Raw genomic sequence first — 11,314 nt, forward strand, 5'->3', positions numbered from 1 at the left:
AACATTGCAACATTGAATGTTACATCGTACAGTCGGCTCATGCTGCGAACCGTGCGGTCACCATGGATGGACGACGACCTGGCCGCCGTGCGCGACCTCGCCCGCGCCTACTTCACCAAGGAGGTCGCCCCGCACGAGGAGCGGTTCATCGCGCAGGGCCACCCCGACCGCGAGCTGTACGCGCGGGCGGGGAAGCTGGGGCTCAACTGCATGTCCATTCCCGAGGAGTACGGCGGCGGCGGTGGCACGTTCGCCAGCGAGATCGTGCTGGTCGAAGAGCAGGTCCGCGCGGGGGATCACGCGATGGGCTTCGTCGTGCACGCCGGGATCGTCGCGCACTACCTGCTCGCCTACGCCTCGGAGGAGCAGAAGAAGCGGTGGCTGCCCAAGCTGGCGAGCGGCGAGTGGGTCGGCTCCATCGCGATGACCGAGCCCGGCACCGGCTCGGACCTGCAGGCGATCGCCACCCGGGCGGCCAAGGACGGCGATGACTACGTCATCAACGGCGCCAAGACGTTCATCACCAACGGCGCCCTGTGCGACCTGGTGATCATCGCCTGCAAGACCGGCGACGCCGTCGGCGCGGCCGGGATCAGCCTGATCGTCGCCGAGGTCGCCGCCGACCCCCCGGGCTTCCAGCGCGGCCGGATCCTGCACAAGATCGGCAACCAGGGCCAGGACACCGCCGAGCTGTTCTTCGACGGACTCCGCGTGCCCCAGGCGAACCTGCTCGGCCCGACGGAGGGCGGCGGTTTCATCCAGCTGATGCAGCAGCTGCCGCAGGAACGCCTCCTGACCGGCGCGCTGGCCGTCGCGTCGATGGAGGTCGCCGTCGACCTGACGGTCGAGTACACCAAGCAGCGGCAGGCGTTCGGCAAACCGCTCTTCGCCATGCAGAACACCCGGTTCGAACTCGCCGAGTGCGCCACCATCACCCGGATCGGCCGCACCTTCCTCGACGACTGCATCGGCAAACACCTGCGCGGCGAGCTGGATGTGCCGACCGCGGCGATGGTCAAGTACTGGCTCACCGACCGCCAGGGCGAGGTCGCCGACCGCTGCCTGCAACTGTTCGGCGGCTACGGGTACATGGCCGAGTACCCGATCTCCCAGATCTACACCGGCGCCCGCGTCATGCGCATTCTGGCCGGGGCCAACGAAGTCATGAAAGACCTGATCGCCCGCTCGCTGTGAGCCTGAGGAGTGCCATGACATTCGAGGCCATCACCTACGTGGTCGAAGACCGGATCGCCACGGTCACGCTGAACCGGCCGGAAGCCAGAAACGGCTACACCAACCAGATGGCCGACGAACTCGCCGAGGCCTTCGCCATCGCCGACACCGACGACGAGGTCCGGGTCGTCGTGATCGCCGCCACCGGCAAGCACTTCTGCGTCGGCATGGACATGTCGGGCGGGGACGTCTCGGACTTCACCGTCCCTGGCTGGGCGGAACCGGCGACCCGCGCCACCCGGCCGCTGTCCCGGCTCAACAAGCCGGTCATCGCCGCGATCCAGGGATCGGCCGTGGGCGTGGGCTCGACCTTGGTTCTGCCCGCCGACTTTCGCATCGCGGCGGCCGATGCCCGCTTCGGCTTCGTGTTCCCTCGCCGGGGGCTGTTCCCCGAAGGCGGCTCTACGTGGTTCCTGCCGCGCATCGTCGGGTTGGGGCGGGCGCAGGACTGGATGCTCACGGGGCGGTTGATTCCCGCTGAGGAGGCGCTTGCCGCTGGGTTGGTGAGTCAGGTGGTCGCGGCAGAGGTGTTGTTGGACACGGCTTACGCGCTTGCGCGGGACCTGATCGCCGGCACGGCGGCGGTGTCGGAGGCGGTGATCCGGCGGACGTTGACGCACATGCTTGGCGAGCCGTCGCCGGAGGCGGCGTTTCAGTTGGACTCTCAGCTGATCGCGCATGCCTTCGGGTCGGCGGACACGGTCGAGGGGATCATGTCGTTCCTGCAGAAGCGGCCGCCTGAGTTCACCGGGTTGGTCAGCAAGGATCTGCCGGATTTCCTTCCCTGGCAATGACGTTGTCCACTCAGCACACCGCTGTAGCAGGCGCCGGTCTTGAACAAACCAGAACATCCCTACGGCTGTCGCCGCTCGGGTTGCCGGATCACCCATCCCGCGATCTGCGCCCGCGTGTTGAACTCCAGCTTCGCCAAGATGTGCGCCACATGCGTCTCCGCCGTCCGAGGCGCGATGAACAGCCTCGCCGCGATGTCCTTGTTCGTCAGCCCCTGCGCGATCAAACCCGCGATCTCCGCCTCCCGCCGGGTCAGCGGCCCGGAATCGCCTGCCACTGTGGTGATCGCGGGCACGGTGTCATTCAACGCCACCCGGACCGCCTCCCGCCGGGACATCGCGCGGCCCGCGGCTCGGGCGTCGGCGAATGCTGATTCCCCGAGGGCCTCTCGGGTGGCGGCGATGGTGTCGCGGCGGCGGCCGCTGAGCCAGCCGACTTCCTCCGGGTCAGTCCCCAGGGCCGTCCACATCGAGTCGGCCGCGCCCAGCAGCAGGGCGCAGCGGCGGTGTTCGCCTTTGTCGCCCGCGATCAGGACGAGGTTGGTCACGAGGAACGCCTCGACGATCCGGTTGTCGATGAGCCCGGTGAGCCGCAGCGCGGGCAGTGCCGCCCGCTTGGCGGTGGCCGGATCGCCGAACAGGATCTCGATGGAGCTCAACGCCCACAGCGCCAGCGAGTGGTACGACACCTCGCCCATCCGCTCGCACGTCGCGATGGTCTCCCGCAGCCGGATCCGCCCCTTGTCCGGATCACCGCACAGCGCCGCGGCCAGGGCGCCCAGGTAGGCGGCGAACAGTTCGCCGTTGAGCACCCCCGACTCGCGGAACACCGCCCGAGCGTCGTCGAGCAGGTCTCGTGCGCGCTCACCGTCGAAGGCGAACAGCGCCGCCATCCCGCGGACGACAGCGATGTACGCGCCCTCGGTCCGGTCCGCGCACCGCTCTTCCGCCTCGGCCAGCAGGCACTCGGCGGCTTCCCGATCGCCTTGCAGCAGCGCGAACATCCCGTGCAGGCGCAGCGCGCCCACCCGCTCCGGCGCGTCGGCGGGGGTGAGCGCGAGCGTGCGGTCGATCCACATCCGGGCCTCGCTGTAGAGGCTGCGAATACCCCAGTACGGCCCGATCCGGGTCGCCATCGCCAGGCCGACGGTCGCCGCACCCGGCTCGGTCACGCAGAAGTCCAGCGCGGTCCGCAGGTTGGCGTGCTCATTGCGCAGCTGCGCGACCCACGCGATCTGGTCCTTGCCGACCCACCCGCTCTCCAGCCGCGCGGTCAGCTCGGCGTACCAGTCGCGGTGCAGGCGCCGGACCCGTGGCGCGTCGCCGGACGCCGTCAGCCGGTCGTGCCCGTACTCCCGCAGGGTTTCCAGCATCCGGTACCGGGCCAGGCCGTCCTGTTCCTCGCGGACCAGGATCGACTTGTCCAACAGCGCGTCGACCAGGTCGAGCACCAGCCCGGGTTCGACACCGGCGCCGCCGCACACCTGCTCCGCGGCCTCCAGACCGAAGGTCCCCGAGAACACCGACGCGCGCGCCCACACAAGCCGCTCCGGCTCCGAGCACAGCTGGTGGCTCCAGTCGACCATCGCCCGCAGCGTCTGCTGCCGCGACGGACCGGTGCGCCTGCCGACGGTCAGCAGCGACATCGGCCTACTCAGCCGCTCGGCGATCTGCGACAGCGACAGCGCCCGCAGCCGCACCGCCGCCAGCTCGATGGCCAGCGGCAATCCTTCGAGCGCCCGGCACACCCTGGCGATGTCCTGGCAGTTCCCGTCGGTGACGGTGAACCCCGGGAGGACCGCCGCCGCCCGGTCGGCGAAGAGCCGCACCGAGTCGAACCGTTCGGCATCGACTGCCCGAACCACCTCGTCCGCCTTCGGCGCCGCCAGCGGCAGCACGGAGAGCAGCCGTTCCCCGGAGATGCCGAGCGACTGCCTGCTCGTGGCCAGCACCGCCAGCCGCGGACACACCGCGACCAGCGCCGCGACGAACTCCCCGCACGCGCCGACCAGGTGCTCGCAGTTGTCCAGCACCAGCAGCGTCCGCCGGTCCCGCAGGTGCTCGACGACCGCCTCCACCGCGGGCCGGGCGGACTGGTCGCGCAGCCCCAGCCGGTCGGCGACCGTGCCTGCCAGCAGCAGCGGGTCGCCCACGTCGGCCAGCTCGACGAACGCGACACCGTCGTTGAAGCGCGCTTCGGTCGCGACCCGGGCCGCCAACCTGGTCTTGCCCACCCCACCGGGCCCGACCAGGGTGACGATCGGGCCTGTGGCGAGCAGTTTCCTCGCGACGGCCAGCTCCTCGTCACGACCCACGTAGCTCGTGCGGTCGACCGGGAGTTGCTCTGGACCCTCGTGCATCAAGCGATCTTAACGATGTATTGAAGATCCGCTTCACGTACCGAACCGCCCGGTCCGGGGGCATCGGACGGCGGGCGGTTCGGTCGTTCAACGAACAACTACCGGCAAGGCTACGGCCGCGAGGCACTTTGTTCGAGTAGTTCGTGCCGGGGTTCTGGAACCGATTCCTCCTGGTCATCGACCAGTGACGCTTCGTCGAACGGCGCCTGCCCGGCGAACACCAGAGCGGCCTGCGCACGGTCGAATTCCTTGGTCCAAGTGCCGACCAGGACGGTGGCGACGGCGTTGCCCGCGAAGTTGGTCAGTGCCCGCGCCTCGGACATGAACCGGTCGATGCCGACGATCAGGCCGACCCCGTCGACCAGTTCCGGCCGGTGTGACTGCAGCCCGCCCGCCAGGGTCGCCAGGCCCGCTCCGGTCACGCCCGCCGCCCCCTTCGACGCGATGATCATGAACAGCAGCAGCGAGATCTGCTCGCCCGCCGAGAGCGGGTTGCCCATGGCGTTGGCGACGAACAGCGTGGCCATCGTCAGGTAGATGGCGGTGCCGTCGAGGTTGAACGAGTAGCCCGTGGGCACGGTGATGCCGACGACGGGCTTACTCACGCCCAGGTGCTCCATCTTCGCGATCAGCCGCGGCAGCGCCACCTCCGACGATGACGTCGACAGGATCAGCAGGAACTCGCGGCCGAGGTAGCGCAGCAGGGAGAACAGGTTGACCCGCGCGACCAGCCACAACAGCACGCCCAGCACCACAACGACGAACAGCAGGCAGGTCGCGTAGAAGCCCAGCATGATCACCGCGAGGCTCTTCAGCGCCGCCAGCCCGGTCTCGCCGACCACCGCCGCGATCGCGCCGAACGCGCCGATCGGCGCCGCCCACATGATCATGCCCAGCACCCGGAACACCAGCGACTGGATGTGCCCGATACCGCGCAGCACCGGCTCGCCCCGCGAACCCAGCGCCAGCAGCCCGAACCCGACGAGCAGCGCGACGAACAGGGTCTGCAGCACCGAGCCCTCGGTGAACGCCGACACCAGCGTCTTCGGGATGATCCCCAGCAGGAACTCGGTCGTCCCCTCGGCCGACTTGACCTGCGCCTCACCCTTCGCCGCGACCGCCTCGGTCAGCTGCAGGCCGTCACCGGGGTGCAGGATGTTGCCCACGACCAGGCCGATGCCCAGCGCGACGGTCGACATGACCATGAAGTAGCCCAGCGCCAGGCCGCCGACCTTGCCGATCTTGCTCGCCCGCGCCACCGAGCCGACGCCGAGGACGATCGTGCAGAAGATGATCGGGCTGATCATCATCTTGATCAGGTTGACGAACGCCGTCCCCAGCGGCTTGAGCGATTTCGCGACGTCGGGCGCCGCGAAACCCACGGTGATGCCGAGGATGACGGCGGCGATGACGGCCAGGTAGAGGTAGTGGGTTCGATCCCTGCGGCGGGGTTCGGTGCGTGTCGACACGGTGGGGGCCTCTCTGTGGGCTGGTTGCCGAACACCGTCTCCTTTGCTGTGGCCCCGGTCACGGTTGAGTTCATAGCGTTCACGCGCCTGTCATTCAGGAATGACCGCGTACGACCCGGCGCGGACCCTGGGTGCCCCGTCACAGCGGCAGGCGAGTGGAGAAGATCGAAGCGCTCAGTCGCGGTATTCGCCAACGGTCCGCAGGTTATCCTGGTGGAGAACCACGCCCACTGAGCAGCACTGGGCTGGTCGTGACCCGCACGTACCCGTCCGTGGCCAGATCGTCGGTGGTGCCATCCAACCGGTGCAGTGTGCTCATCCCGCGGGGGACCTTCACCCGAGCCGTTCCGTTCGAGGTCCACAGGACCACCGACTCGGCGCCGTCGCGGCTGATCGTGCACCGCCACGTGTCGGCGGGCAGCCCGACCGTGTGGCCCGTCCCGCACGAGTGCGCCATCGCCCCGTGCAGCCAGCGGCGCAGTTCCTCGACGTGCAGCGCGGCGCGGGTGGGCGGCTGGCCTTCGGTCTGCAGGACGATCGGGATCTTGGCGCCACCCCAGTTGTAGAAGTACATGCGCTGGTATCGCGCGTAGAGCCCGACGAGGAAGAACCGCGCCGCGTGGTCGGCGGCCGCCTCCGCGGCCAGCGGCGTCTGCAACGGGATCTCATAGGTCGTTCCGGTGCTCCACAGCGGCGGGTGGGCGCCGCCGCGGTGGAGCGCCTGGTCGATCTCGGCGACCAGTTCGAGCATCTGCTCCGGCGGATCCGACGCGGAGCGGTGATGGAGTTTCACCCCGGCCGCGTCGCAGGTGTCGTAGCCGCGTAGAGCCGCGAACTTTTCCAGCGCGGCCCGGCCGTCGTGCTCCCACAGCCGCCCCATGGAGGGGCAGACGGTTGTCGCGTCCGGATCGATGCTGTCGATCACTTCCGTCGCGGTCCGGGTCATGCTGACCAGAGTGCTCAGGTCGCCGCTGTAGTAGCGGGGGTCGTTGCCCATGACCCAGAGTTCGTAGGCGTCGATGCGCCCGCGGTACCGGGTCGCGACGGCGTGGACGAACGCGCGCCAGTCGGCGAGCTCGTCCGGTGGCGATGTCCGCGAGCCGTCGTCGTAGGCAGTGCGCGGTCCGTTCGGGCTGGCCCATCCCGGTGTACCGCCCATGGTGAACAGGACCGGCAGGCCCGCCTTGTCGGCGCCGTCGACCAGCCGGTCGAGGATCGACCAGTCGTACTCACCGCGTCGGGGTTGGATGTTGGACCAGCGCGTGCGGCTGTCCCACAGGCGCACCGCGTCGACCTGGAACGCGGGCATGGCGCCGGTCGAGGAGTTGAGTGTCACGCCGAACAGGGCGCGCGGGACCGGCGTCGGGGCCTGGGTCCACGGCGCCGCGGTCGGCCGCGGCGGGGCGGCCGTCGGGGCCGGTGTGGAGCCGGTAAGCGCGAGTGCGCAGGCGATGACCAGAAGGACCGCGACCAGCGCGACCCATTTGTGCCCGACTTGCCTGCGCGCGGGCGCGGGAGTCGGGTCGGCGGCAAGGTCGACGGCGGTCGCGGCCGGAGGGGATTCGGCACCGGGCCTGTCGGTGACGGCATTGGCCCACAGGCGGTAAAGCAGGGAAAGGTCGGCGTGGTTCGCGCCGCAGGCGCGCGCGATCCTTTCCACGATACCGAATTCGGTTGGGACGATATCACCCGTGCAATACCGGTGGACCGAGGATCGGCTGAGGTTGGATTTGCGGGCCAGCATTTCGTAGCTGTGGCCGGATCGCTTCTTGAGATCGGCGAGAAAATCGGCGAGCCGTTGCCTGGGTCGGTTCATCTGTCAGGCTCCGCTTGGCTCGCTCGGTTGTCGGCCGTCATCGTGCCACAGGCTGCGGGCCCCACCGTCTCGTCGGTGGTCCGACGCGTCCCAGGACGCGGTGTTTGGGCAGTTCAGCGGTGGTTCTTCATCCCAGCGTCCCACGTCGGCCGTGCTGCATTGCGGTCGGGCCCCGCCGCGGGGCAGGCTGTGCGCTGCCGGCTTCGAAACCCGATCGCCGGTATCGGAATCACTGTGCCGCCGCGGCGCGCTGGGGAAGAACAACGGTGGGGGTAATTCATCACCCTTCGATCCGTGCCCGCGGTACTCCAGTCAGGAGAAATCATTTGTCTACTGGTCGATTTGGTCGCACGGCGCTGCGGATCGCGGCGACGGCCCTGGCCGTGACGGGAATGTTCGGCGCACTTTCGGCGCAGGCGAGTGCGGCGCCCGCCGCCCCTTCCGCCGAGGCGACGGTCAACGGAATGCTCGGGGGGTGCGACTGGTATTCCCCTTGCGGGGAGGTCGGCAACAACTCCTCGTGGCAGATGCGCGTGACGACCACCCTGGGGACGGGTCCGCACTTTTGCGACGTGTGGAACTGGAACGGCGGATCGGCGTCGGTGTGGAAGCATGCCAACTGCACGCAGGTGGTTCTCGAACGGAACGGCCACATGGGCGGCGGCAACGTGGACGTCGACGCGTTCACCTTCGCCGATCGGAACTACATGCTGAACTTCCACGGGACGCTGTCGTGGAAGACCGCCGGGGTGTGGACGAAGATCCAGAACACCGAGGGCGCCTACTGCCGTACGGACTGGAACTACGGTGTCCCGGTCTGCGACGTCGTCTGGGAGTGATCCGTGACCGGCTGTCCCGGGCCCGCGCGTCGGGCCCGGGAAAGCCGGGTTTGTCCGCTCAGCGCGGCCGGGCAAGAGGTCTGTCTCTTCAGGACCTGGTCCATGACACTGTCGACATGAAGCAGTGGAGCTTGGCCCGGCAACTCCTCGTCGTCCAAGTGGTGATCGTGGGTCTGCTGGTGGCCGCGAGCGCGTCTCTGGCCTGGGCGGATGTCGCCGACCGGGCCGAGGAGTCCAGTGCCGCGGAGGTGACCGCGCTGGCCAAGGCGATCGCGGGCGGGCCGACCGTGGCGACCGCGGTGGCGGGCCCCGACCCGACCGCCGTGCTGCAGCCCTACGCCGAGCGCGTGCGGGTCGACACCGGGGTCGACTTCATCACGATCATGAGCACCGATGGCGTCCGCTTCACCCACCCGAACCCGGCGATGATCGGCGGCCGGTTCCTCGGCAACACCGCCGAGGCGCTCGCCGGCCGGGCGTTCACCGAGACCTACACCGGCACCCTCGGCCCGTCGGTGCGCGCCGTCGTCCCGGTGACCACCTTCGACGGACGGGTGATCGCGCTGGTCAGCGCCGGGATCAGCGTCTCGGCGATCAGCGCGGAGGTCGCCGACCGGGTGCTGTGGCTCGTCGTCATCGCCGCGGTGATCCTCGCCCTCGGAGCGCTCGCCACGTACCTGGTCAGCAGGCGGCTGCGGCGCCAGACCGGGGGACTGGCCCCGGCCGAGCTGCGCCGGATGATCGGCTACCACGAGTCGATCCTGCACGCCGTCCGCGAAGGCCTCGTGCTGGTCGACGACGACCACCGGGTCACGCTCTGCAACGACGGAGTCCGCGCCCTTCTCGACCTGCCCGTCGACGCCGACGGCAAGCGCGTCGACGAGCTCGGGCTCCCGGACGCACTGGTCGAGCGGCTCCTCTCCGACACCGAGATGCACGACGAACTGCACCTGACCGACACCCGTATGCTGGTCGTCAACTCCTCCACCGTCCACCACGACGGCCGCGCCCTCGGCACGGTGGTGACCCTGCGCGACCGCACCGACCTGCAGGCCCTGACCGGTGAACTCGACACCGTCCGCGGTTTCGCCGAAGCCCTCCGCGCCCAGGCCCATGAGGCCGCGAACCGGCTGCACACCGTGGTCTCGCTCGTCGAACTCGGCAGGCCCGCCGAGGCCGTCGAGTTCGCCACGGGGGAGTTGGCCATCGCCCAGCGGCTGACCGACCAGGTCGTCGGCGCGGTCGCCGAGCCCGTCCTCGCCGCCCTGCTGCTGGGCAAGGCGGCCGACGCCAGCGAACGCGGGGTCGAGCTGATCGTCGCGGAGGACACCGAGATCGCCGACCAGAACGGTGTCCCCGCGCGCGACCTGGTCACCATCCTCGGCAACCTGATCGACAACGCCGTCGACGCGGCCGCCGACAGCGCCCAGCGCTGGGTCCGGGTCAGCGCGCACAGCCACCCGGACGAACTGGTGCTCCAGGTCGCCGACAGCGGCGCGGGGCTCCCGGAGGACGCCCACGGCCAGGCGTTCCAACGCGGCTGGTCGACCAAGCCCGGCGACTCCAGAGGGCTGGGCCTGGCGTTGGTCGGTCAAGCGGTCCGCCGTGCGGGCGGGACGGTCGCGGTCGGGCGTGAGGTGGGCGCGGTGTTCACTGTGCGGCTACCAAGAGGGGAGCGCGCGTGATCACTGTGCTCGTAGTCGAGGACAACACCGTCGCCGCCGAGGCGCACCGGCTGTATGTGGGGCGGGTGCCCGGTTTCACCGTCGCCGGCGTCGTCCACTCCGGACGCGACGCCCTGCGCTTCCTCGACGCCACCCCGGTCGACCTGGTCCTGCTCGACCTGTACCTGCCCGACGCCCACGGCCTCGAAGTCGTCCGGGCCTTGCGCGCCAACGGGCACGCCGCCGACGTGATCACCGTGACCTCCGCCCGAGACCTCAACGTCGTGCGCGCCGCGGTGTCCGCGGGCGTCGTGCAGTACCTGCTCAAGCCGTTCACCTTCGCCGGTCTGCGCGAAAAACTTGAGGGCTACGCCCGCTTCCGCGCCCACGTCCGGCACGGCGAGGCCGCCGGCCAGTCCGATGTGGACGAAGCGTTCGGCGCCCTGCGCGGCTCGGACAACCTGGTGCTGCCCAAGGGAATGAGCGGCCCGACCCTGGACCTGGTGATCACCGCCGTGCGGGCCGCCCCAGAGGGCTTGCCCGCCACCGCGGCGGCCGACGAGGTCGGCGTCTCCCGGGTCACCGCCCGGCGCTACCTCGAATACCTCGCCGACAACGGCCAGGTAGCCCGCAAACCCCGCTACGGCGCCGTCGGCAGACCCGAGGTCTGGTACGTCTGGAGCCGCTGAGCGCGCCGATCCAGGTAGGTGTGCGCCGCCAGTCCGATCGCGGCGATGGTCATCAACACGATCGGCATCAGGTCGACAGGACCGTCCGTGTACACCGGATTGGCGAAGGCCTCGCTCCAAATCCAGTCGACCTTGTCCAACGCGATGCCGAGCATGACCCCGATGACGCCGACAGCCACCGCTGAGGGCGCGTCGCACACCGCTGCGGCGCCCACGACCACCGCGGCGACCACAGCCACCACCGCGAACTGGGTCCACACTGGGATCTTGGGTGTTTCAGCGTCGGCCAGGTAAAGCGCGACCGCTCCGACGATCGCCGCCCCGGCCCCTAGCCTGAGTTTCCCCGCTAGTCTTGGGTGGTGTTTGTCCTGGTCGGGCTGGGTTGCGGGGTGAGGTGGGTGTATTACCTAGCTTGCCTGCTGGTCGGTCTGGTCAGCGGGTCGGGGCGTAGCG

9 protein-coding genes are annotated in these 11,314 nt (G+C 69.6%); 5 read left to right on the plus strand and 4 right to left on the minus strand.

Annotation, left to right across the window (positions count from 1 at the left end; genetic code table 11):
• Window positions 1-39: 39 nt before the first annotated feature.
• Window positions 40-1,194, plus strand: coding sequence for an acyl-CoA dehydrogenase family protein (locus ACRDSQ_RS17365; protein ID WP_431422435.1), 1,155 nt, complete (start codon window positions 40-42; stop codon window positions 1,192-1,194).
• 14 nt (window positions 1,195-1,208) lie between these two features.
• Complete coding sequence (locus ACRDSQ_RS17370) at window positions 1,209-2,027, plus strand: enoyl-CoA hydratase-related protein (protein WP_431422437.1); 819 nt, start codon at window positions 1,209-1,211, stop codon at window positions 2,025-2,027.
• Between the two features lie 59 nt (window positions 2,028-2,086).
• On the opposite strand, the gene ACRDSQ_RS17375 is transcribed toward ACRDSQ_RS17370, so the two are convergent.
• From ACRDSQ_RS17375 to ACRDSQ_RS17385, 3 genes are all read right to left on the minus strand, one after another.
• Entirely contained in the window at window positions 2,087-4,384 is a 2,298-nt protein-coding gene (locus ACRDSQ_RS17375) for an ATP-binding protein (protein WP_431422440.1), read from the minus strand.
• 110 nt (window positions 4,385-4,494) lie between these two features.
• Window positions 4,495-5,853 (minus strand): cation:dicarboxylate symporter family transporter, encoded by a 1,359-nt coding sequence (locus ACRDSQ_RS17380; protein ID WP_431422443.1) that lies wholly within the window; start codon window positions 5,851-5,853, stop codon window positions 4,495-4,497.
• A 205-nt stretch (window positions 5,854-6,058) separates the two neighbouring features.
• Entirely contained in the window at window positions 6,059-7,669 is a 1,611-nt protein-coding gene (locus tag ACRDSQ_RS17385; RefSeq protein ID WP_431422445.1) for a helix-turn-helix domain-containing protein, read from the minus strand.
• A 326-nt stretch (window positions 7,670-7,995) separates the two neighbouring features.
• On the opposite strand from ACRDSQ_RS17385, the gene ACRDSQ_RS17390 reads away from it, so the two are divergent.
• The 3 genes from ACRDSQ_RS17390 to ACRDSQ_RS17400 all read left to right on the plus strand — a co-directional run bounded on the left by ACRDSQ_RS17390 (window position 7,996) and on the right by ACRDSQ_RS17400 (window position 10,861).
• Window positions 7,996-8,508, plus strand: a complete 513-nt coding sequence (locus ACRDSQ_RS17390) for a hypothetical protein (protein WP_431422447.1) — start codon at window positions 7,996-7,998, stop codon at window positions 8,506-8,508.
• 116 nt (window positions 8,509-8,624) lie between these two features.
• The gene (locus tag ACRDSQ_RS17395; protein WP_431422449.1) at window positions 8,625-10,193 is read left to right on the plus strand and encodes a sensor histidine kinase; all 1,569 of its coding nucleotides are present in this window, start codon (window positions 8,625-8,627) and stop codon (window positions 10,191-10,193) included.
• Window positions 10,190-10,861: a response regulator gene (locus ACRDSQ_RS17400; protein WP_431422451.1), complete on the plus strand. Its 672-nt coding sequence runs from the start codon at window positions 10,190-10,192 to the stop codon at window positions 10,859-10,861. The genes ACRDSQ_RS17395 and ACRDSQ_RS17400 overlap by 4 nt, the downstream gene beginning before the upstream one ends.
• Here the strand turns inward: ACRDSQ_RS17400 and ACRDSQ_RS17405 are convergent.
• On the minus strand, window positions 10,813-11,121 hold the full coding sequence (locus tag ACRDSQ_RS17405; RefSeq protein ID WP_431422453.1) for a hypothetical protein: 309 nt from the start codon (window positions 11,119-11,121) through the stop codon (window positions 10,813-10,815). The genes ACRDSQ_RS17400 and ACRDSQ_RS17405 overlap by 49 nt on opposite strands.
• Window positions 11,122-11,314 lie beyond the last annotated feature (193 nt).

Origin of the sequence: Actinokineospora sp., assembly GCF_050699995.1 — a bacterium.
In the GTDB taxonomy this organism is placed as follows: Bacteria; Actinomycetota; Actinomycetes; order Mycobacteriales; family Pseudonocardiaceae; genus Actinokineospora.

What these genes read in the sequence shown, in the direction of transcription:
- ACRDSQ_RS17365 (WP_431422435.1), top strand. Translation starts at nt 40, where the DNA reads ATGCTGCGAACCGTGCGGTCACCATGGATGGACGACGACCTGGCCGCC.
- ACRDSQ_RS17375 (WP_431422440.1), bottom strand. Translation starts at nt 4,384, where the DNA reads ATGCACGAGGGTCCAGAGCAACTCCCGGTCGACCGCACGAGCTACGTG.
- ACRDSQ_RS17395 (WP_431422449.1), top strand. Translation starts at nt 8,625, where the DNA reads ATGAAGCAGTGGAGCTTGGCCCGGCAACTCCTCGTCGTCCAAGTGGTG.
- ACRDSQ_RS17385 (WP_431422445.1), bottom strand. Translation starts at nt 7,669, where the DNA reads ATGAACCGACCCAGGCAACGGCTCGCCGATTTTCTCGCCGATCTCAAG.
- ACRDSQ_RS17370 (WP_431422437.1), top strand. Translation starts at nt 1,209, where the DNA reads ATGACATTCGAGGCCATCACCTACGTGGTCGAAGACCGGATCGCCACG.